12 protein-coding genes are annotated in these 24,476 nt (G+C 52.8%); all 12 read left to right on the top strand.

Features of this window, described 5'->3' with window-relative positions; all coding sequences use genetic code 11:
• Positions 1 to 289: 289 nt before the first annotated feature.
• Complete coding sequence (locus NSU15_RS22415; protein WP_339291423.1) at positions 290 to 5,512, top strand: cellulase family glycosylhydrolase; 5,223 nt, start codon at positions 290 to 292, stop codon at positions 5,510 to 5,512.
• Positions 5,513 to 5,596: 84 nt separating this feature from the next.
• Positions 5,597 to 6,640: an S-layer homology domain-containing protein gene (locus tag NSU15_RS22410; RefSeq protein ID WP_339287568.1), complete on the top strand. Its 1,044-nt coding sequence runs from the start codon at positions 5,597 to 5,599 to the stop codon at positions 6,638 to 6,640.
• 99 nt (positions 6,641 to 6,739) lie between these two features.
• A complete protein-coding gene (locus tag NSU15_RS22405) occupies positions 6,740 to 10,468 on the top strand; it encodes an alginate lyase family protein (protein WP_339287567.1) in 3,729 nt (1,242 codons plus the stop codon).
• Positions 10,469 to 10,640: 172 nt separating this feature from the next.
• Positions 10,641 to 11,564 (top strand): ABC transporter permease subunit, encoded by a 924-nt coding sequence (locus NSU15_RS22400; RefSeq protein ID WP_076207853.1) that lies wholly within the window; start codon positions 10,641 to 10,643, stop codon positions 11,562 to 11,564.
• A gap of 17 nt (positions 11,565 to 11,581) precedes the next feature.
• Positions 11,582 to 12,511 carry a carbohydrate ABC transporter permease gene (locus NSU15_RS22395; RefSeq protein ID WP_081394398.1) on the top strand — a complete coding sequence of 310 codons (930 nt, stop codon included), beginning with the start codon at positions 11,582 to 11,584 and terminating at the stop codon, positions 12,509 to 12,511.
• Positions 12,512 to 12,636: 125 nt separating this feature from the next.
• Positions 12,637 to 14,190: an ABC transporter substrate-binding protein gene (locus tag NSU15_RS22390; protein ID WP_339287565.1), complete on the top strand. Its 1,554-nt coding sequence runs from the start codon at positions 12,637 to 12,639 to the stop codon at positions 14,188 to 14,190.
• A gap of 117 nt (positions 14,191 to 14,307) precedes the next feature.
• Positions 14,308 to 16,062 (top strand): histidine kinase, encoded by a 1,755-nt coding sequence (locus tag NSU15_RS22385; protein ID WP_339287563.1) that lies wholly within the window; start codon positions 14,308 to 14,310, stop codon positions 16,060 to 16,062.
• Positions 16,055 to 17,689, top strand: a complete 1,635-nt coding sequence (locus tag NSU15_RS22380) for a helix-turn-helix domain-containing protein (RefSeq protein WP_339287562.1) — start codon at positions 16,055 to 16,057, stop codon at positions 17,687 to 17,689. The genes NSU15_RS22385 and NSU15_RS22380 overlap by 8 nt, the downstream gene beginning before the upstream one ends.
• Complete coding sequence (locus NSU15_RS22375) at positions 17,686 to 18,648, top strand: alginate lyase family protein (protein WP_339287561.1); 963 nt, start codon at positions 17,686 to 17,688, stop codon at positions 18,646 to 18,648. The genes NSU15_RS22380 and NSU15_RS22375 overlap by 4 nt, the downstream gene beginning before the upstream one ends.
• A gap of 21 nt (positions 18,649 to 18,669) precedes the next feature.
• Complete coding sequence (locus tag NSU15_RS22370) at positions 18,670 to 19,800, top strand: glycoside hydrolase family 88 protein (protein ID WP_339287560.1); 1,131 nt, start codon at positions 18,670 to 18,672, stop codon at positions 19,798 to 19,800.
• Positions 19,801 to 20,000: 200 nt separating this feature from the next.
• Positions 20,001 to 21,035: a LacI family DNA-binding transcriptional regulator gene (locus tag NSU15_RS22365; RefSeq protein ID WP_339287558.1), complete on the top strand. Its 1,035-nt coding sequence runs from the start codon at positions 20,001 to 20,003 to the stop codon at positions 21,033 to 21,035.
• Between the two features lie 135 nt (positions 21,036 to 21,170).
• Positions 21,171 to 24,344 (top strand): alpha-mannosidase, encoded by a 3,174-nt coding sequence (locus tag NSU15_RS22360; RefSeq protein ID WP_339291421.1) that lies wholly within the window; start codon positions 21,171 to 21,173, stop codon positions 24,342 to 24,344.
• Positions 24,345 to 24,476 lie beyond the last annotated feature (132 nt).

Genomic DNA, 24,476 nt, shown 5'->3' with positions numbered 1-24,476 from the left:
GCACCTACGAGTGCTTCTGCCCTCTTTTGTAAATGTTGACCAGACGATGCCCTGTATACGGTCAGCAAAAATCAGCTTAGAAGCCAAAAGGTCACCAAAGTACAAAATCGGGTCACCGGAGAGGGGTGTCACGAACTTTTCAGTGCTTTAGGATTAAGGCAAATCCTTTCAAAAATAAGCAAACTTGAAAGCGTATTCTTATGAGGAGGTGAGGCCAACAAACAAATGGCACCTGTCCCCCTGGATTAGCTTGCTGTATCTAAATCAATGGAGGTGTTAATTTTTGAAAGTGAAAAAAAGTCTTGTGCTTTCTTTAGTCTTTGTTTTGCTGCTTAATGGATTGAATATGGTAATAGTACCGGCGAAACCGGCAGCAGCGGAAGCAGCGCCGATAAACTATTCCCGCGGAGTGAATTTGGCAGGACCGGGATTCGGTAATGCTTCCTATTGGAACTCACAAGAAATGATTGACTATTATGGTGCCAAGGGATTTGAAACAGTCCGCACCTCAATTAAATGGGAGCGCCTTCAGCCCGTGCTTGGAGGTCCGCTTGATGCCACTTACTTAAATAATGTGAAGGCGGAAGTCGGACGAATCAGTAATGCCGGCATGAAAGTGATTATCGATCTTCACAACTACGGCAGATACAATGACAAAATCATCGGAGATGCAAACTCAGGGGTGACCACAGAGCATTTTACAGATATATGGACCAAAATTTCGAGTGAATTCAAATCCAATCCGGCCGTTTATGCCTACGATTTGATGAATGAACCCCATGATATGGGAACCACGGACTGGAAGGATATCTCCCAGGCGGCGGTTACAGCCATCCGGGCCAATGGTGACAACTCACTGATCATGGTTGAAGGCACGGCCTGGTCCAGCTCCTATCAATGGGAGGCCAACAACAATTCGCCGACGAGCTGGATTACCGATCCGGCCGACAACTTTATGTATTCGGCCCATATTTACTTTGATTATGACCGTACTGGCACCTATCAAAAAACCTATGATGAGGAGATCGCCATCAATCCGGATCTGAATATGATCGGCATCCAGCGGACCATGGATTTTCTCGTCTGGTGCAACAAGAATAATGTCAGAGGTTATTTCGGAGAATTCGGCACACCTAAAGACGATCTGCGCTGGAATCCGGTGCTGGAGAATTTCCTCCAAGTATTGGATGACTACGGCATGGACGCAACCTATTGGTCGGGAGGGGCATTTGGTGATTCCTATAACCTGAATCTCAACCCCGTGAACGGGACGGATGCGATCCAGATGCGCGTGCTGACCGATCATTTATCCGGAACTCTTGCTTCAATGCCGCCGCTGCCGGCAGGGATTCATGAAGCGGAGGCCTTGAACGTGCAATCGATAAGCTCCACCTCGACGCATGAGGCCCGGAGTCTGCGAACGGCCAGCGGAGGCAAATACGATTTGTTCAATGCGACCAAGGCGGGTGACTATATTGAGTATAAAGTCAATGTGCCTGCGGCCGGAACCTATCATGTGACGGCCAAAGTGCCGAAATCCTTGAGCAACGGGATCTATCAGCTGTCGATAGACGGGGTCAATCAGGGGAATGCATTTGACGCTTATTATTTCACCGTGGATGATGACAAGATTTATGACCTGGGCTACGTTGAGTTTGCCGGCGGGGGCGATAAGCTCATCCGGTTTACCAGCACAGGCAAAAACGTAACGGCAACGGGATACAAGCTTCCGCTTGATTATATTCAGCTATCCCCGTTCAGCGGTACTGTGCCTAGTCCCGCACCGGTACCGACACCGGATACCCAGGCGCCGTCTGCACCAGCCGGTGTAACCTTAAAGGCGCTTTCTCTTAGTCAGGTCAATGTGAAATGGAATAAATCCACAGATAATGTGGGCGTGGTCGGTTATATCATTTACCGTGACGGCACGGAGATCGGCAGAACCACAACAACCGATTTCACCGATAACGGTGTTACCCCTTCAGTCTCGCATGACTTCACGGTTAAAGCGTATGACAGGCAGAATCTCTCTGCGGCCAGCGAAACTGCAACCATTAAGACGGTGAATACGGTTCCGGTATTTTTACCGATCGAAGATTTTAACCAGATTCAATATACGGTATCCAAAGCGAATGTCGGCGGGAATATCGTATCCAAAGCGGCTCTGGATGAAAAGACGGGCAAAATTACGCTGACCATGGATTTATCCCCGGCCTGGATCGCGCATGAACAGCACCCGCTGTTCTACTATGTACCGCTGCATGACGGCGGTGAAGTCATTGCACGGCTGACCAGTGCAGAGCTGGCTTCCTTTGCGGGTGTTATGGTCGCGGAGAAAGTAACAGACGATGCTCCGAGATTGTTAATGACAGGGCTGACCACCGATGCCTACAGTGCAGAGTGGGGAACTTTCAAAGTTCAGTCCCTTGCCAGAACAGAAGCCTATGCGGCAACTGACAAGAACAGGCATGATGCCGCTACCGACGCAGTGTTCAAACAGGTCAACACCCCGTTCTGGGCGAAGCTGGTACGCACTGGAGAGAATATATCCAGCTATATTAAAAACAGCGATGGCAGCTGGGGAAACGGCAAGGGTGCAAGCACACCGCTCCGGACAGTTGCCTTCAGCGGTCTGGCCAATAGTGCCCCGGTCTATGCCGGTGTGGGCATGACAGGAGACAAGGCCAGAGGCGGTAAATGGTCCGCTGAATTTGACTGCTTCTCGCTTCCGAACTATCCGGTGCCTGCGACGGAGGGCGAGGCAATCTCCTTCCCGGTCAAAACTGCCGACCCGGATGGGCAAACGGTGGCTGTCAGCATCATTGAAAGTAATTTGCCAGGTGATGCGGACTACAGCTTTACAAACGGGCAGTTCACCTGGAACAGCCCTAAGGCCGGCACCTATAAAGTAACCTTCGCAGCAAGTGACGGGCTGGATCAGGCAGAGCCGATGTCGGTTGTGCTGCAGGTTGCAGCGCCGGATACGGTAGCGCCAAGCGCCCCTTCCAATGTCACTGTAACCCCTGTGTCAAGCAGTCAATTGAATCTGAAATGGACAAATTCGACAGATAATGTAGGTGTTGAAGGCTACAAGATTTATCGCGGAGAGGCGGAAGTGGGCACTTCGGCAACGCCTTCTTTCAGCGACACCGGTCTGAGTCCTTCAACCACTTATACTTATTATGTAAAGGCATTTGACAAAGCCGGCAATCTGTCGCCTGCCAGCAATTCGGTTACAGCTGTGACAGACAGCATGCCGCTGTCCTTCCTGCCAGTCGTGGATTTCAGCCAGGTCCAGTACACGGTATCGGCATCGACCGCTGAAGGAACAATAGCATCAAGTGCAAGCATGGATGAGGCGACAGGTAAAATCAGATTGACGCTGGATTTTGCACGCGCTTCCAAAGCGCATGAGCAGCATCCGATATTCTACTATGTGCCTTTATACGGGGACGGAGAGGTCATTGCCCGGCTGACGGATGCAGCGCAGGCAAACTACGCGGGTGTGATGATTACGGACAGAATAACCGATGATATTCCGCGTTTACTGATGACCGGTCTTACAACGGACGGTTACAGTCCTATTTTTGGACCACTCAAAATTCATTCCTTCGCCAGAACGGAAGGGACGGCTGTGCTTAAAAACCGTCATGAGTCCACTCAAGATGAACCGTACAAGAACAGGACAACCCCGTTTTGGGTGAAAATGGTCCGTACGGGCACTCAAATCAGCAGCTATATCCAAAACAGCAACGGCAGTTGGGGAAATGGCAAAGGAGGAACGGCTGCGCTTCGTACGGTAACCTTCAGCGGTCTGGCTGCTGACGCGCCGGTATATGCCGGTGTGGCCGTATCGGGTGACAAGGTCAGAGGAAATAACTGGTCCGCCGAATTTGACAATTTCTCCATTTCCACCTATACCCTGCCGGTAACGACAGATGCACCGGTATCTTTCCCGGTCAAAGTGGTCAGCCCGATCCGGGATGAAGTGAATATTACGATTTCCAATAAGGATCTGCCGGCAGGAGCCCAATATTCCCTGGAGAATGGTCAATTCACCTGGAATAATCCCAAGGCGGGTACCTACAGCGTTACCTTCGCTGCCAATGACGGGCATACGGATGCAACGCCTATGACGATCAACTTGAAGGTTTCCCAGGGAAGTATCATTAATGTAAGCGAATTGCAAGCACTTATCACAAGCGCCCGGGCGTATGACAACGCGAACGGCCATTATACAGCCGAATCCTTTGCCTCGCTGCAGCAAGCCATTGCAGCAGCAGAAGCGGCACTTGCCACAATTACCACGGAGCAGCAGCTGAATGATGCTATAGCAGCGCTGCAGCAGGCAGTGGATAATCTTCAAGAGGCGCCGCAGTCCGGCGAGCTGGCGGCCCTGCTGTCGGGGCCGGCCACCCTCCACGCCGGACAGAACGCGGAGTGGACGGTTGGATTGACCGGACTGGGCAGTGCGGAAGCCGGATTCAATACGGCCGATCTGGTCGTGAATTATGATCCGGCCGTGCTGGAATTTGAGACGGATACGGATGCGAACGGCCATCTCCTGCTCAAGGAGGGGGCACTGCAGATTACACGCAGCGGCTTCCAGGTGGTGGGCACAGCGGTGAAGCCGGAGGCCGGACAGATCCGGATTATGCTGGTCCGCACAGGGGAAGCTCCGGCGGCAGACAACGGCAGCCTGCTTCAATTGTCGGGCAAGGTCAAGGCGGACGCCTCGGCCAGCAGCACAACTGTCAGCCTGAGCGAATTCAGTATCGTGTCCGAAGGACAGACAACGGTACTGGACACGGGCGCAGCGGCAGTGACCAGCCAGATTGTGCTTGCCGACAAGACGGCGCTGAACAATCTGATTGCGGAAGCGAAAGCACTGCTCTCAGCAAGCACCGTCGGCACGCAGCCGGGGCAATATCCGCAAGCGGCAGCGGATGCACTGCAGACCGCGATTGATGCAGCCCAGGCAGTAGCAGATGACGCGAATGCAAATGCAGCCGCGGTCGGCGGGGCTGTCGGCAGCCTGCAGAGCGCAATGAACACCTTCAGAGGCCAAGTGATACCGCAAGGTCCGGGTGCCGACAAAACGGAGCTGATCGCGCTGATCGGCACTGCAAACGGCCAGCTGGCCCGAAGCGTGGAAGGCAGCAAGGTGGGACAATATACGCCTGGCTCCAAGGCGGCGCTGCAGACGGCGATTACGGCAGCGCAGGCTGTGGTGAATCAGCCTAGTGCAACGGAAGCGCAGGTAGCACAGGCGAAGACGGCACTAAGCAGCGGGCTGCAGCAGTTCTCCAAGGCGATTATTACCATGGTGGACGGCGCAACCCAGGTAACCCTTCTGGATCTCTCCATTATTGCGCGTTACTTCGGCATCACCTCGCAGGATGCGCACTGGAGCGAGGTCAGCAAGGCAGATATGTACGACGAGCATGAAATTACTATCCGTGCGCTGGCGGCGGTAGCCCGCCTGATTCTTGACGACTGGCTCGCGAAGTAATTTCGGCTGATTGTGCTTAAAGGGGAAGAGGAGGACGATCTTGTCATCCTCTTCCCATTCTATTCAGAAGAGGATGAATTCAAAATGAAATACGCTGTATCCGTGCTTGCGTTGATGATACTGCTGCTGGGACTTGGCAGTCCGTCTTATGCACAATCAGACGGAAGCGCCAGCCCCGCCAATACTTTTACACTCAGCGTCAAGGAGAGCCAAGGCAATATCCAGGTCATTGTTAAAGGGGTTAATTTAGTAGATGTCTTCGCGTATGATCTTCAGTTTACTTATGATTCTGCCCGTCTTAAGCTGATTGATTCCCGGAGCGAAGGGTCCGGGTTTAGCGTCGAGCCTATCGTGGACGGGGGCAGGATTCGTCTTGCACATACAAAAATCGGCAGTGTTGCCGGTACGAACGGAGATGCCGATCTGGCCACACTTCTTTTTCAGCGGATTGGGGCCGGAGCTGCAGAGCTGTCACTGGCAGAGGTAAAGCTGGTCAATTCCAAACTGGAAATGACCGCTTATCCGGTGGATATCCGGGAGAGTATTCAAGTGGGGCAAATGACCAGCATGTTTACCGATATCAAAAATCATTGGGCGGAAATGAACATTCTCGGAGCCGCAGCCAGGGGCTTTATTAACGGTTACGGGGATGGAACGTTTAAGCCGGACCGGCAGGTAAGCCGGGCTGAGTTCGCGTCGATGCTTGTCCGGGCGCTATCGCTCCCTGCAGCTGTCCATCCGGGCTTCTCGGATCTGGAGAAGATCCCGGCCTGGGCACGTCCCTATGCTGCATCGGCTGAGGCGGCGGGCCTGCTGACGGGATATGAAGACCGCTCCTTCCGGGCGGATCTGCTGATTACACGGGAACAGGCAATGGTGATGATTGCAAGGGCCATGGAGAAGACGGGATTAAAGGGCCAGCTTCCTGTCCAATCGCCGGCCGCTGCCCTTCTTCCGTATACGGATAAGAGCAAGGTCTCTTCATGGGCAGAGAGCGGCATTACGGATTGCCTGCAGGCCGGGATCGTATCGGGAAGAAGCGGTACCCTACTTGCTCCACAAGAGAATCTGACCCGGGCTGAAGCTGCGGTAATCGTGCAGAGACTGCTGCAAAAATCCGGTCTGTAATGAAATAGCCCAACTAGAGAACTGTACGTTACTTGCACCGGACAACTTCAATAAAACGCAAGCCGTCTTAAAAAAATGACAAGACGAGGAGTGGATCATTTGAAACAGGTTCGTGTTTGGTTCTGTACTATATGTTCGGTTATTCTGGTATTTTCGTTTGCTGTTAGCGCATTGGCGTACTCTCATCCCGGAGGCATAGTCACAGCCGATGAATTTGCTGTGATCAAGGCGAAGGTCAACGCCAATCTTTCACCGTGGAAAGAGGCTTACAATGTCATGATGAGGGATGCGGACAACGGATTGCTTGTGCAGAACCATGCGGTAGCAACGTGGAATGTCCCCGGTTTTTATGCCGATCCCGCGGGCCACATTGCCGCCAAGGGCGGTCTGGAACAGGATACGCAAGCAGCCTATGCCGGAGCGCTGGCCTACCGGTTTACGGGCGATGCCAAGTATGCCGATAAAGCGGTGGAGCTGATGAATGCATGGGCCGTTACCAATAAAGCAATGGGGATGACGGATGCGCCACTCGCTTCGGCATATGTAGGGGGAGGCATGATTAATGCGGCTGACCTGCTGAAGGACTATTCCGGCTGGAGCGCAGCGGAACAGGCGCAATTCCAGAGCTGGATCCGTGCGGTTTGGCTGCCGAAATGGATCGCGCACAAGGATGAGAACAACTGGGGAGACTGGATGCGTTATGCCAAGCTCGCATTCTATCATTACACAGATAATGAAACTGCCTTCAACGATGAGGTAGTCAAGCTGAAAAATAAAATCGACGAAGCGATTGACGACAGAAGCTTTCTGCCTGCCGAGGGAACGCGTGGTTCCAATTCAATGTGGTACCATTATTTTGCACTCTCTCCAATGACGGCTTCGGCGGAAATCGTTCTTCATGCGACCGGGGAGGATCTGTTTCACTGGGAATCTCCATCCGGCAAAAGCCTGAAGAAGGCAACCGATAATCTGCTCTATTATGCGAACGGGCATGTCTCGGAGTGGCCCAATGAATATGGCGGCAAGCAGGTATACAGTACATTTTTAAATAATAATTCATTTCCGCTCAATATGTACGAAGCGCTGGCGGATATTTATCAGGATCCGCAATACGAAATCTATGTATCGCCGTACCGCCCGATTCGCGGCAATATTAACGGGGATACGGGGTTCTATCATAATCATGCCTGGGTGTATCCAACGCTGCTCCGCACCTCGGTTATCGAGCTGCCGGACCCCGGATACGTCAAGGTCGAAGCAGAGGATTACACGGGCAGGGAGAAAATCGGCGTTGTGGCCACAGCGGATGAAGGCGGCGGGCAGGCGATCAATTCCACGGATAACGGGGATTATGTTTTTTATAATTATCTGAATCTGGGGAAAGGTGTTAATTATTTTGATTTCCGCTACGCAACCCCCGAAACAGACGGCTCAATCTCGATACGCTACGGTAGCCAAACGGGTCCCGAATTAGGTTATGTGGATTTGCCGGCCACAGGATCATGGACCCAGTTCGAGACGATCCGGGTGCCGCTGACGGGAGCGAGCGGAATTAAGAACATCTATCTGGTCTTTACCAAACAATCTTCAGGCACGGTCGCCTACATCAACTGGTTCAGTTATAAAACGGATGACAACGAACCTCCTCTCCTGAGCAGCAACGCGAATCTGGCATGGCTGGCAGTAAACGGGGTGCAGCTTGAGCAATTTGACCGCACTAATACGACCTATACCATGAAGATTCCGGCAGATGCTGCGGTTCCGGTGATTTCGGCTGCAGTCGCTGACAGCAAAGCGGCATTCTCAATTGAGCAGGCAGCGTCTCTTCCCGGGGTAGCCAGGGTGAGAATTACAGCAGAGAACGGGACTACAACCAAGCTGTACAGCATTTGGTTCAGCGCTGCGGAAGCATCGGACTCCAGAAGCATCCGGATCGAAGCGGAGGATTATGCCGGACAATCCGGGACTGCTACGGCCAATGTCACTATAAATAATACGGAAATTATCCGTAAAGTCGGTTCCACGGACAATAATGATTATTTATTTTACAAGGACCTGGATTTTGGTGCAGGTGTCTCCTCCTTGAAGGTCCGCTATGCGACGCCATACACTGACAGCAATATTGAAGTGCATGACGGCAGCGCGACCGGTCCGCTGCTTGGCACCGCGACACTTGCAAAAACAGGGGATTGGCTGACCTTTAAAACGATGGATATTGTATTCAGAGACAGCAGCGGCAACCGCATGGAAGTGGGCGGGATCAAGAATATTTATGTCGTATTCCGCAGAACCACCGGTGCAGTGGGGGATATCGACTGGTTCAGTTATGCGGCGAAAATTCCCGCAGTGGCTGCGAACAACAGCCTGAGCGCGTCCGATGTGCAGACAATGCCGGGGGCAGCCGTGACTCTCAAGGCACTGGGCGACCGCCAGCAGGCGGCGGGAGAAGTCGTTGGGGATGAGCGTTTTCTGCCGGCAGGCTGGTCTGCGGGTGAAAACGGCGGAATAACAGGAATATTCACATTTAACGAAAGCAGCCATGTATCGGAATCGGTGTACACACCGGCGGAAGCGGGCAGCCACACGGTAACAGCGAGTTTCCGGAAGGAGATTTGGAATGGCACGGCGTGGACGGACAGCGGAGCTGCCGATTCGAAGAGCATCACGCTGACTGTGGGTACGGCGTCTGGTCCGGACGTACCGGCGGTATTGCTGTCGGGACCGGGCAGCCTCCATGCCGGTCAGAACGCGGAGTGGACGGTTGGATTGGCCGGACTGGGCAGCGCGGAAGCCGGATTCAATACGGCCGATCTGGTCGTGAATTATGATCCGGCCGTGCTGGAATTTGAGACGGATACGGATGCGAACGGCCATCTCCTGCTCAAGGAGGGGGCACTGCAGATTACACGCAGCGGCTTCCAGGTGGTGGGCACAGCGGTGAAGCCGGAGGCCGGACAGATCCGGATTATGCTGGTCCGCACAGGGGAAGCTCCGGCGGCAGAAAACGGCAGCCTGCTTCAATTGTCGGGCAAGGTCAAGGCGGACGCCTCGGCCAGCAGCACAACCGTCAACCTGAGCGAATTCAGTATCGTGTCCGAAGGACAGACAACGGTACTGGACACGGGCGCAGCGGCAGTGACCAGCCAGATTGTGCTTGCCGACAAGACGGCGCTGAACAATCTGATTGCGGAAGCGAATGCGCTGCTCTCAGCAAGCACCGTCGGCACGCAGCCGGGGCAATATCCGCAAGCGGCAGCAGATGCGCTGCAGACTGCGATTGATGCAGCCCAGGCAGTAGCAGATGACACGAATGCAAATGCAGCCGCGGTCGGCGGGGCTGTCGGCAGCCTGCAGAGCGCAATGAACACCTTCAGAGGCCAAGTGATACCGCAAGGTCCGGGTGCCGACAAAACGGAGCTGACCTCGCTGATCGGCACTGCAAACGGTCAGCTGGCCCGAAGCGTGGAAGGCAGCAAGGTGGGACAATATACGCCTGGCTCCAAGGCGGCGCTGCAGACGGCGATTACGGCAGCGCAGGCTGTGGTGAATCAGCCTAGTGCAACGGAAGCGCAGGTGGCACAGGCGAAGACGGCACTAAGCAGCGGGCTGCAGCAGTTCTCCAAGGCGATTATTACCATGGTGGACGGCGCAACAACCCAGGTAACCCTTCTGGATCTCTCCATTATTGCGCGGTACTTCGGCATCACCCCGCAGGATGCGCACTGGAGCGAGGTCAGCAAGGCAGATATGTACGACGAGCATGAAATTACTATCCGTGCGCTGGCGGCGGTAGCCCGCCTGATTCTTGACGACTGGCTCGCGAAGTAATACCCGCTGGTCGCGTGTAAAGGGGAAGAGGAGGACTTTGTCTTCCTCTTCCGCTTTTTGTTATATGTCACCAAAGTACAAATTCAGGTCACCGATGCGGTGTGTGGCGCATCTTTCAATGGACTATCATTAGTACATAACCAATAAGAAAAAGAGGGTGTGATCAACCACGATGACGCATACGCCTGTCCGAAAGTTTTTCAAAAAATACAAAGTGCTGCTGTTAATGATGGTACCGGGAATTCTCTACCTGCTCTTGAACAATTATCTGCCGATGTTTGGGGTAATGATTGCTTTCAAGAATATCAACTACGCCAAAGGGATATGGGGCAGCGATTGGATCGGCTTCAAAAACTTTGAGTTTTTGTTCAGTACCAGCGATGCTTACATAATCACGAGAAATACGATTTTGTATAATTTTTCATTTATCGTCATCAACCTGATCGGTGCGGTGGGCCTGGCTGCCTTGATGAACGAGCTTAAGAACAAGCTGGCTGCCCGTTTCTATCAAAGCGTGATCCTGCTGCCGCATTTGTTCTCCGCCGTTATTATCGGCTATCTCGTGTTCGCCTTTCTCAGTGCGGATTACGGCTATCTGAATAACAAGGTCCTGCCCTGGCTTGGAATTGAGCCGCTGAGCTGGTATAACGAACCTAAAGTGTGGCCGTATATTCTGATTATTGTCAACACATGGAAGAGTGTCGGGTACTTAAGCATCATCTATCTGGCAGCGATTATTGGCCTGGACAAAGAATATTATGAAGCGGCCGTCATTGACGGCGCGAATAAGTGGCATCAGTTCAGCAAAATCACCCTCCCTTTGATCGCACCGGTCATCATTGTCATGACGCTGATGCAGATCGGCCGGATTTTCTCTTCCGACTTTGGGTTGTTCTATCAGGTGACCATGAACTCGGGCTCGATACTGCAGACAACGAATGTCATTGATACCTACGTATACCGCGCGCTTATGAACCTGGGCGATATCGGAATGTCGTCGGCCGCCGGATTGTTCCAATCTGTGGTTGGATTCATCCTTGTTTTGACAGTGAATCTGATTGTGCGGAAAATAAGCAAGGAAAATGCTTTGTTCTGATGGGAGAGAGAAACGTTATGCAGGATACAAATTTGACTCCGGCAAGGAGTCAGGTTGCTCATTTCAAAAAAAGAAATTCGATGACTCAGGTAATGCTTCATATTATGTTCATCATTGCGGTTATTCTGATCCTAGTGCCGCTCGTTCTGGTGCTGACGGTATCGTTATCGGATGAGAATTCCATCTTTATTTCCGGATACTCCTTCTTACCTGAGAAATTCAGCTTTGCGGCTTATACCTTTTTGTGGCATGACAAAGCCAATATTCTCCATGCCTACGGCATAACACTTTCGGTGACGCTCATTGGAGCCGTGGTAGGGCTGCTGATAACCTCTTTGTATGCCTATCCGATTTCCCGCCGGGATTTCCCGCTGCGGAACGGGTTTTCATTCTTTGTCTTTTTCACCATCCTCTTCGGGGGCGGGCTTGTGCCGTGGTACATGGTTTACACGAACATCCTCGATGTCAAAGACAGCATTCTGGGGCTGATTCTGCCGGGGCTGCTGATGAACGGCTTCAATGTACTGATTATGCGGACCTTTTTCCAGAACATCCCGTCGGCCTTGAATGAATCGGCTACCATCGACGGCGCGGGTGAATTCCGGATCTGGTGGCAGATTATTATGCCGCTGTCCCTGCCTGTTCTGGCCACCATCGGGTTGTTCAGCACACTTGCTTACTGGAATGACTGGTTCAATTCCCTGATCTATATCTCGGATTCCAGACTGTACAGTCTGCAGTATGTGATGCAGAAGACACTGATGGACATCCAGTTTATCTCCATGCAATCGAATGCAGGAAACACCTCAAGCCTGCTCGCTACCATTCCTACTGAAACAGTGAGAATGGCGATGGCGATCATTGGTATCGGTCCGATTATACTAGCCTACCCTTTCTTCCAGCGTTATCTGGTACAGGGCTTGACAGTCGGTGCTGTGAAGGGTTAAGAGGCGTTCATTAACAGAGGAGTATGAAAGGGGGTGATTCGGGAGTCATTGGCATGAAGCGGTAAACGATTAAATTGGGGTCTGTCAGCAACAATTAATGAAAATTATAGCTGGAGGTTAGTTTTATGAAAAAGAAGTTTGGTACGCTATTAAGCTTGATTATGATCACGGCGACTGTCTTGACCGCATGCGGCAGTTCAGGGAATAATAATAAGGAGGGAACCTCTGCGGAGCCTGCCGAAAGCGCTTCCCCTACAACGGAGACTGCACAAGCTACTGAAGCTCCCCAATTGGATCCTTATAAACTGGTGATGTACTATCCAGCCTCTACAGCCAAGGACCTGGGTCTTGTCCAGGATGAACTGAATAAATATCTGACAGAAAAGATTAATGCAACGATCGAATTGAAACCGATTGATTGGGGTGCATGGAATGATAAAACCAATCTCATGTTCACCTCCAATGAGAAATTCGATGTAATCTTCACCGCTTCTTACCTGGCCTATAACTCCAATTCAACCAAAGGACAGTATCTGCAGCTGGATGATCTCCTGGACCAATACGGTCAGGGAATCAAGGATACTCTCGGCCCTGACTGGCTGAAGGGCAGCCAGATTGACGGTCACAGCTTTGCAGTCCCCACACTGAAGGAATTTGCCGGATCCGCCGGTATACTCTTCAGAAAAGATCTGGTTGATAAATACCAAATTGATCTGGACTCCATTAACACTCTGGATGAATTGACTCCTGTCTTCCAAAAAATCAAAGAGGGCGAGCCTGGTGTGACTCCGCTTGTTGCTGCCGGATCCCTGAATCTGACCGGTATGGTTGGCGGATATTCCCTGGATAACCTCAGCGACACTTTAGGCGTACTGGACCCGGATAAAGGCGACATGAAGGTAGTCAGCCTGCTGGAAACCGATAAGGTGAAGAATACGATCAATCTGATGCGGAAATGGAACCTTGCCGGTTATGTCAACAAGGATGCCGCAACCATCAAGGATGACCAGCTGTATAATCTGATGAAAGCGGGTAAAGGCTTTGCCTTTGCAGCACCGACGAAACCTGGTAAAGATGCCGAAATGAGTACAACTCTTGGTATGGAGCTGGTTCAAAAGGATTTCCTGAAGCCACAGACCACTACAGGCGAAGCAACCGGCGCTATGCTGGCGATCTCCAGAACCTCGGCTAACCCAGAGCGGGCCATGATGTTCCTGAACCTGCTGTATACAGATAAAGAGCTGATCAATTTGCTCGACTTCGGTATTGAAGGAACACATTATGTGAAGAGTGCGGATAATATCCTCAGCTATCCTGAAGGCGTGACTGCCCAGACCAGCGGATATAATCCTGGTACTGCCTGGATGTTCGGTAATCAAATGAACACTTACCTGTGGGACAATGAAGATCCGCAGAAATGGGAGAAATTCAAAGCCTTTAACGACAGCTCGACCAAATCACCTGCACTCGGCTTTGTATGGGATCCAACCAATGTCAAGAACGAAGTCGCAGCTTGTGCCAATGTGAAGGCAGAGTTCAACGCTTCATTGTTTACAGGGGCAATCGACCCGGATAAATACATGTCACAGTACATCCAGAAGCTGAAGGATGCCGGCCTGGATAAGATTATTGCCGAGAAGCAAAAACAACTGGATGAATGGGCCAAGACGAATCAGTAAACTAAGCTTATAAATCCGCCTGGGAGCGTGAGCCTGAATTGGCTCATGCTCTTCCCTGTTTAGTTTATAATGGATACAGGAATAATCCGGAATTGCGGCAAAAGAGGGGGACAGGTTATGACCTTACGGATAAAAATGATTCTTGCATTTTGCATAATAACCCTCCCGCTTGTTTGTTTTTTGCTGTATACCAACTATTACTCCAGTCAGGTCGTCAGGGAACAGGTTGCAAATTACAATTCCGCATTGCTGACCCTATACGGTGATCAAATTGATCAGACGCTGGATAATGACAACAGCTATCTCTACAGGCTGGCCAACCAGGAGCCGGATATCCGCTCCCTCGTGTACAATTTGGATAATGAGGATGAATATACACTCACACGTGTAGCCGTAATTAACAAGATGTACGCGGATTTTTCTTATAATAGCAGCTTTTATTTGAATTTTGTCTACATTCCGTTCAATGAGGATTTGATTGCAGCTCAGATCACCCAAAAGTCCTATGAAGAATCTGTTCAAATACAGAATTATTTGAGCAATCTGTTCTCCTTCAGAGCGAAGGATTCAAGCCTAAGCTTATTCGAAAACAGCTGGAGGCATTGCCGGATCGGGGATGAACAGTTTCTGCTGCGCATTGTGGAGACGGATACCAATACCTATGTCGGAGCCTTGATTAAAAGCGACGATCTGATGGTCCCCCTTCAGCTGATATCGGAAGAGCGCCATATGAAAACTTTTATGCTGGACAGCAAGGGAGGCTGGCTTACCTCTACGCCGCCTGATGCATGGGAAGAAGTGACGGCAGCGATTCAAAAGAAGACAGGACTGTATCAAACCGTGGTGGGGAAAGACAAGTATCTGCTCGTTCATCATCAGATGCGTCTTTCGGATCTCGGTCTCGCCGCGATGATCCCGGAGAAGGTAATGCTTCAGCAGGTTCCGCTGTTTCAGCGGATCAGCTTTGCGATTCCTTTTGCCGCCGGAGCCATTCTGCTCATTCTTCTGATCTACTTCCAGAAGCTGGTGATCAAGCCCATCCATCATTTGATCAAGGGCATGCGGCTGATCAGCAAAGGGAATTTGGATACCCGGCTGTCGACTGATCTTTCCCATGAATTTTCTTTGATCAGCGGCACGTTCAACAATATGGCTTCGCAGATTCAGGATTTGAAGATACATGTGTACGAAGAAGAAATCCGTTCGCACAAAGCCGAACTGAAGCAGCTGCAGCTGCAGATCAATCCGCATTTTTTGTTTAATTCGCTTAATATTATTTACAATTTAGCCGAAACCAAAAGATTTCAGCTTATTCAGAAGATGTCTTCCCATTTGGTTGATTATTTGCGCTTTTTTGCCCGGCTGAGAGAACCGCTGATTTCGATCCGGGATGAGATGGACAACATCGGACACTATATGGGAATTCAGAAGCTGCGCTTCCCCAAACATCTGGAATATGAATACGCCTACGAAGAAACGCTGGGAGAATTTCAGATTCCGCCTCTTACCATTCAGCCATTCGTTGAGAATGCCCTGAATCACGGATTTGCGACCGGGAAGGATGTTTTCCGGGTTCACGTTCAAGTGTATGGACGGAGAGAACAAGAACAGGATTATTGTGAAATTAGAATTGCAGACAACGGTAAGGCATTCCCTGCAGAGCTCGTCGAACATTTTTCCGCAGTGATGGAGGACCGTTCTTTTACAAATGAGCACATCGGCATCTGGAATGTCTTCAACCGTCTAAAAATGGTGTACCAGGAAGAAGCACAATTGATGCTGTCTAACCTGGAACCGCATGGAGCCTGCGTGACCATCCGGATTCCGATCCGCAGCCGAGAACATGAGGGAGGTGAATTCCGCAATGCTTAATCTGCTGATTGTGGATGACGAAATTTATGCTGTTGAAGGTCTTAAGACGGGAGTGGCATGGTCATCTCTGGGCTTTACCGGTGTCTATGAAGCCTACAATGTCAAGGATGCGCAAGAGATCATCCGGCAGGTTCCGATTGACATCGTCATCTGCGATATTGAAATGCCGGAGGGCAACGGCTTCGAGCTGCTGGAATGGATCCGTGGCCATGATCCCGATATCGCCAGCCTTTTCCTGACCTGCCATGCGGATTTTCAGTATGCGCAGCGTGCGATCCAACTGGGGACGCAGGATTATCTGCTTAAGCCGGTGAATTTCTCCGAATTGAAAGAAGTTGTCCAAAGACTGATCGCCATGGTTTCGGAGGACCGGGATTTGAAGGCGGCCCAAGAGGTGGCCCAGGCTTTCTGGGAGACCAAAAAACCGCTGCTGTTCGAACGTTTCTGGCAGGATGTGCTGGGTTCCCGTCTGCCGGCATCGGCAGATCAGCTGCGCAAGGCGCTGCAGGAATTTATGGTTCCGTTCAATCCGGACCGGATGGAAGTGCTGCCCGTTCTGATCAGCGTGGAGCAGTGGACCCAGGTCTTCACGGAACGCGATGAGGAACTGATGGAATACGCGATCCGCAAGGTTGCAGAAGAGATCATTCTGGCGGGAGATCCGGGCTGTACGGTTCAGGACCGCATCGGCGCAAATCTTGTCATTCTATATTGCGACGCCGCGAAGGTGGCAGACCTGAATGAGCTTGCGGGGCGGTGTGAAGCCTTCATTCAATATTGCCGGCGGCATTTCTACTGCAGAATTTCCTGTTATATAGGAGAACAAACAGCGATTGAACGGATGAAAGCAAGTTATGAAGCGCTGCTCAAAATGGAATATGACAACATTACCAAATCCCATGCTGTCCATCTGTACAAACCGAAAAATGAAGAAACGCACCAGCTGCACGCCGTTGATTTATCCGCCTGGCCCGCTTTGATAGAGCAAGGCGATGAGAAAGTGCTGCATGAGCGGATTCATCAATCGCTAGCCGCCTTGAAATTCGAAGGAGGCAACGCGGAAGCGCTGCTGATGTATTATCACAGTGTGCTCCAGTCCATCTATCTGGTGCTTCATAAACGGGGGAAATCCGTGCAGGAGGTCTTTGCCGAAGCTGGAGTGCTGGAACCGGCATCGTTCCCCAAAACCATCCGCCAAATGGAGGAATGGGCGATCAAGGTGACTGGAGCGGTCGGCCGTTCCGTGAAGACGGATGAAGATTCTATTGTCCATCAGGTGAAGGAATATATCAATTATCATCTGGATGAGCGGATTGAGCGCATGGAACTGGCGGAATTGGTTCACCTAAACCCGGCTTATTTGTCAAGATTGTTCAAAAAAGAGACAGGCGAGCCGCTTACCGAATATATATTGTCCCGGAAGATGGAGCTGAGCAAGCAGCTTCTGCGGGGCAGCAGCAAGCCTATCAGCGAGATTGCCCAGGTAGCGGGATACAGTAATCTGTCCTACTTCTCAAAGGCATTCAAAAAGACGTTCAATATCAGTCCCATGGCTTACCGCAAGGACCGTAAAATAGACTCTGCCGCTGCGGGGACAGATCAGCCAAATCACAGAAAAGGAAGATGAAACATATGACAGAAGCACTGGAGCTTCTTCTGCAGGATGCCGGGCATGGCTTGACGGTATCCTGCCATGCGGTTGCAACCTGGAGAATTCCCGGGTTCTATATGGATGCCGAAGGCCATCTGGAGGCCAAGCGGTTAATGGAACCGGATGCGCAGGCGGCGTATGCCGCCGCCCTGGCCTATCGCTATACCGGCAAAACGGCTTATGCCGAGAAGGCGGTGGAAATGATCGACGGCTGGGCCGCAATCAATCAGGAATTTACCGAGAATGACGGTCCGCTGGTGTCCGCTTATCTGGGGGTTGGCCTGATCCGGGCAGCGATATGGATCAAGGATTACCCGGGGTGGGAGCAGAAAGCGAGAGAGCGGTTTACCCGCTGGATAACAGACATCTGCCTGCCGGCCTGGGCGGGCATTCCGGGCCGGAACAACTGGTGGAACTGGAGTCTGTATGCGCAGGCGGCGTTTTATCATTTTGCAGACGACAACGCAAACCTTAAGCGGATCACAGCGGAGCTGAAGACACATATCGGCCATTCTATCTCCGCAGAGGGATTTATTCCGGAAGAAGCGGAAAGAGGGCAGAACGGAATGTGGTATCACTATTTTGCCCTCGCCCCTCTGACGGCTGCCGCTTATCTGGTGCAGGAAGCAACCGGTGAGGATCTGTTCCACTATACTTCGTCTGATGGCAAGAGCATCAAGCTGGCGCTGGACACCCTGTTCCGCTATGTAGATGGCCGTGTGGAGGAATGGCCTTTCACACCTGATCAGAATTTCCCTGAGCTCGCTGCAGATACTTGGCCGGTAGAACTGTATGATGCGATGGCGGTCATCTATCAGGATGCGGAATATGAACGCTTCGCCGCACCGTACCGCCCGGTCGTGGGAAACCGCAACTCCGGCAGCGGCTATTATTTATCCTATGCCTGGATCTATCCGTCTCTGATCCTGGATTAAAGCATGAATGGAGGTTACAAGATGAATCAGGAACACTTCAAACGGGCGGCTGAGTTCGTGCTGGAGCGGATGGACCGCAGCTTGATTATGCTGGACGGCCAGTTTCCGGCGGCGGCCAGCAGAGGTCTGATCTATGAAGGTACCGGCAATGTAGACTGGACTCCGGGATTCTGGACCGGTATGCTCTGGCTGGCCTATGAGCTGACAGAAGATGAGAAGTACCGGAATGCTGCCGAGGCGCAGCTTGCAAGCTTCAAGCGGCGGGTGGAGGAACAGATTGAAACGAACACCCATGATCTTGGGTTTCTGTACAGCCTGTCGGCTGTAGCTGCTTACCGGCTCACAGGCAGTGAAGAAGCAAAAGCGATGGCGCTTCAGGCTGCCGACCTGCTGACTGAGCGTTATTTCCCCAAAGCGGGCATTATCCAGGCCTGGGGAGATTTGAATGATCCGGAGGAATGCGGACGGATGATTATGGATTGCCTGATGAATTTGCCGCTGCTCTACTGGGCGACCGAGGTGACGGGCGATGCCCGGTATGCGGATATGGCCCGCAGCCACGCCAAGCAGTCGGCCGCTTATCTGGTCCGGCCGGATCACACCAGCTATCATACCTATTATATGGATGTGCTGACCGGAGGACCAAAATACGGAAATACCCATCAGGGATACTCCGACGATTCCTGCTGGGCCAGAGGACAGGCCTGGGGGATGTACGGATTTTTGCTAAGCTACCTTTATACCAAGGAGGCTTCGTTCATTGAAGTGTCCACAGTATTGAGCGATTATTTCCTGTCACGGCTTCCCGGGGACGGCATCGTATACTGGGATCTGATCTTCACTGAAGAATCCGGTCAGGAGAAGGACAGTTCGGCTTCGGCCATCGCGGTCTGCGGTCTGCTGGAACTGGTCAAGCAGCTGTCTCCGGAAGATCCGGACAGAGAGCGTTATGAGGCTGCGGCATTGGCCATGCTGGAATCCCTGTCTCTGAACTACACGACGGAAGACCACCCGGAATCGAACGGAATTCTGAAGCATGCCGTATACAACAAGCCGCGGGGCTGGGGTATCGATGAATGCAATCTGTGGGGCGATTATTTCTATCTGGAGGCGCTTGTCCGGTTGCTCAAGGACTGGCGGCCGTATTGGTAAAGCGCTGACGGCAATGTATTTATCAAAAGCCAAAAATTTCTGTGCTTCACACAATAAATTATCCATATCTTTAACACAGAGACGGCTGCGTCATCCTTCTATGGACGGCGCAGCCGTCTCTGCCTGGGTGCAGCGAAATTTCCGAAAAAATGCTGTGCACGTATTCATAACACGTGTTATACTGTCGTTGAGGTGCTGACATGGGAAAAAAAAGAGTGACCAGCTTTGACGTAGCCAAGCGGGCGGGGGTATCCCGTAGTGTGGTTTCCGCTGTGCTGAATGATACTCCCGGAATCGGGGTTGGGCCGGAGACACGCGAGGCTGTACTGGAGGCCATCCGTGAGCTGAATTACCATGTGGATGCCGGAGCACGCAGCATGAAGACCGGGAGAAGCATGAGTCTGGCGGCTTTCGGAGACACCCGCCATCCGTTGTTTACCCGTCTGCTGGAGGGAATGCAGCGGGAATGCGAGAGCAGCGGATATCACATCCTGCTGTGCTCCCCGCGCCACAGAGGGAACAGCGAGGGCCGCGCGGAGCTTCTGGAGCTCTATCACCAGCGGAAGATCGACGGGATTGTGACGCTTGATCACACCAGCTATGGTGATGAGGAATGGGCTGCGAAGATAGGCGCAGCCGGAATCCCCTATGTTTCCGTGGAGGGGTATGCGGAGGTACCCGGCGTATATTCCGTGCTGGCCGATTATTCCGGCAGTGTGGAGACGGCACTGAATTATCTGCTGCGTGAAGGGACTCCGCAGCAGGGTCCGGTCTATGCCGAGGTGTACCACAGAGGCAGCGCGGATAACTGGGCGGAGCGAAACCGCCGCGATGCCTATACCGGCTGGTGCAGCGCACATGGAATGAAGCCATCGGTGGTGCGGGTGGATGAGCGGGGGGAAGAATGGACGGATTGCCTGCAGAGACTGACGCAAACCGGACAGTCTCTGCCGCCGCTGCTGGTCAACTGGTCAAGCGCCGTCCCGGATCTGTACCGGGCGGCTCACAGGCTTGGCCTGCGTATCGGCGAAGATCTGCGGATTATGGCTGCAGACAATACGATTCAAGGCCATCGTCTCAGCCTGCCTTCCCTTAGCTGTGTAGAAATCCCCTATGTCAGCATGGGGGAAGAAGCCGTCCGCTGCGTCCTGAAGCAGATGAACGGGCAGAAGGAAGAGGTACAGGCAGACAAGATTTGGCTGCCGGCTGTGCTAAGGGCAGGGGAGAGCGCATAAGGGCAAGGTTTCAAATGAAACCTTGCTTTCGCTCAGCTTGTAGTTGCGGGGCCGCGGCACCGTTCTTAATGGGACGGGGCCGTTGCCCTCGCCTAATAACACGTGTTATATATGAGGAGGAGATTGAGAATGAAGATGTTCTGGACGGAAGAGAAGCTTGCCTTAAGATTGGAGGAGCTGGAGACTTACCGGTACCGCGAGATTCTGCCGCTCAATGAATGGTCGGTGGCTGACGATAAGGACGGGAACAATGGGGTTTATCCGGCCGCGATTGCGGATGACAAGATGCTGCATCAAGGAGATGACTGGACGGGCAGCGACGTATACCTGTGGCTGCAGCGAAAAGTGCTGGTGCCTGCGGCATGGCAGGGCAAACGGGTAGTAGGCTTGTTTGACTTCGGACGGACTGGCGGAGGCAACGCCAGCGGCTTCGAGTCACTGCTGTTTCTGGACGGCAAGCCTTATCAAGGGGTGGATTCCAACCATCAGGAGGTATTCCTGGAGGCGGACGCCGCCGGCAGAGAGCTGGACTTCACCTTCAGATTATGGTCAGGCCTGAACGGCGACGGCCAGCAGACTCCCCAGGAGCACCGGATCAAGCGGTTGGAGCTTGCCTATCTGGATGAAGCGGCCGACAACCTGTATTATACGGGCCGGGCGGCGCTGGATACCTACAAGCAGCTCGCGGACAACCAGGCAGAGAAGCATGAACTGCTGATGGCGCTGAACCGTTCGTTCAATAAACTTGACTGGTCCAAACCCGGCAGCGGGGAATTCTATGCTTCAGTCCAGGCGGCCGAGCAGTGCCTGCTGGAAGCTATAACCCGGCTGGAGCAGAAGCATCCGGTTACTGTAACGGCCATCGGCCACACGCATATTGACGTTGCCTGGCTGTGGCGGCTTACCCATACCCGGGAAAAGGCGGCCCGTTCATTCTCCACCGTGCTCCGGTTAATGGAGCAGTTTCCGGAATACGTCTTTCTGCAGACCCAGCCGCAGCTCTATGCCTATCTCAAGCAGGACTACCCGGAGATCTACGCCGAGATTAAGCAGCGGGTGGAAGAAGGCCGCTGGGAGGCCGGAGGCGCAATGTGGCTGGAGGCTGACTGCAATCTGACCAGCGGGGAATCGCTGGTCCGCCAGATTCTCTACGGCACGAAATTTTTCCGTGAGGAATTCGGGGTAGACTGCAAGTATTTATGGCTGCCGGATGTGTTCGGCTACAGTTGGGCACTGCCGCAGATTCTGCGCAAGTCGGGAATCGACACCTTTATGACCACGAAGATCAGCTGGAGCCAGTACAACCGCATGCCGCATGACACCTTCCAATGGAGAGGAATCGACGGCAGCGAGGTGCTGACCCATTTCATTACCACACCGGTGAACCCGAATTCCAGCGAGTGGTACTATACGTATAACGGCGTTCTTGAGCCTTATTCCGTGCAGGGAATCTGGGACAATTACCGGGATAAGAACCTGAACCGCGAGCTGCTGCTCGCTTACGGTTACGGTGACGGCGGCGGCGGCGTCAACCGTGAGATGCTGGAGCTGCGGCGGCGGCTCGATACGATGCCTGGCATTCCCCAGGTGAAGCCGGGCCGGGCGGATGAATACTTCGAGCGTCTCCATGAAACGATTGAAGGCACGGATCGATATGTTCATACATGGGATGGGGAACTGTATCTGGAGTATCACCGGGGGACTTACACCAGCCAGGCACATAACAAGCGGATGAACCGCAAGCTGGAGCTGCTGTACCGGGAAGCGGAATGGCTGCAGGTGCTGCTGGCCGCCGAGACAGGCGGATTCGCACAATATCCTGCGGACCAGCTGCTGGAGGGCTGGCAGACTATTCTGCGCAACCAGTTCCATGATATTATACCTGGTTCTTCGATCCATGAGGTCTATCAGGATTCACGGCTGGAATATGCGGAGGCGGAGAACCTTGGCCGGGCTGTGCTTGACGCTGCCGCTGCCGGGCTTGTGAAGCTGCCTGAGACAGCAGGTACGGCTGCACCGGCGGATTCGGCGCTTCAGCAGGAATATACGCTGTTCAACAGCGCGTTCTTTGACGGCGTCCGGCTGGCAGCCGTGCCTTACAGCGGGGAGAACGCCGTCTGGACGGATGCCGGAGGCAACCCGCTTTCAGCCCAGCGCTCCGGCGGACAGTGGCTGGTTGAGGTGGCGGATGTTCCGGCGATGGGCAGCCTGGTGATCAGAGCTGCTGCCGCTGCCTCTAAGGGCAATCCTGCACCAGATGTTCCGTTTACCTGGGAGGATTCACGGCTCACGACTCCATTGTATATTCTGGAATGGAACGCGGCCGGACAGCTGAGCCGGATCTTTGACCGCAGGGAAGAACGCGAGGTGCTGGCACCAGGCGAATGCGGTAATCAGCTGCAGGTATTCGAGGATAAGCCGAAGATGTTCGATGCCTGGGATATCGATTTGTATTATCAGGAGAAAATGCGGGTGGTCAGCGATCTGAGCTCCGTAGAACTCGTAGAATGCGGTCCGCTACAGGCAGTGCTGAAATTTGTCTGGAAGTACATGGATTCCTCCATTACCCAGAAGGTGAAGGTATATACCGGAAGTGCGCGAATCGACTTCGAGACGCTGGTCGACTGGCATGAGCAGCACCAGCTGCTGAAGGCGGCATTCCCTGTGGCTGTGCGGTCTACAGAAGCTACCTATGATATTCAGTTCGGGAATGTGAAGCGGCCGACCCACTGGAATACAAGCTGGGATTATGCGCGGTTCGAGAGTGTCGGCCATCAGTGGGCCGATCTGTCGGAACGGGGATACGGCGTAAGCCTGCTGAACGACTGCAAATACGGTTATGATATCAAGGATCACACCATGAGACTGTCGCTGATCAAATCGGCAACCAATCCGGACCCGCTGGCTGATCAGGGGGAACACCGCTTCACTTATGCTTTGCTTCCGCATACAGGGGACTGGTCCACAGCGCGCACGGTGCAGGAGGCATGGGCGCTGAACAATCCACTGCTTGCTGCTGAAGGGGCTTATACTGCCGGAAGCGGCAAATCCCTGATCACCACCGATGCTCCAAACATCGCCATTGATGCCGTCAAGCAGGCCGAGGATGGCAGCGGCTGGATCGTCCGTTTCCATGAATATACGGGAACACGCTGCTCCGTGGAGCTCAGCAGTGATTACTCCGTCGCCTCATGGCAGGCCTGCGATCTGATGGAGCGTCCGCTGGAGGCGGAAGCGGTGGCCGGTCCGGCCTTCCGCCTCGATTTTAAGCCTTATGAAATTCACACGGTCCATATTACATTCGCCTAATCTAATATAGCTCTCGCAGGGGATCTCAACAGCCGTTTCAGGACTGCTGAGATCCCTTTTTTTGTTGTTTAGGAAATTATGATTTTCGTCCATTGTGTCCTGCAGAATCCCCCGGAAGTCGGAAGCTCAGTC

Origin of the sequence: Paenibacillus sp. FSL E2-0201 (assembly GCF_037963325.1) — a bacterium.
Taxonomy (GTDB): domain Bacteria; phylum Bacillota; class Bacilli; order Paenibacillales; family Paenibacillaceae; genus Paenibacillus_AQ.
This window is presented reverse-complemented; position numbering and strand designations above follow the sequence as displayed.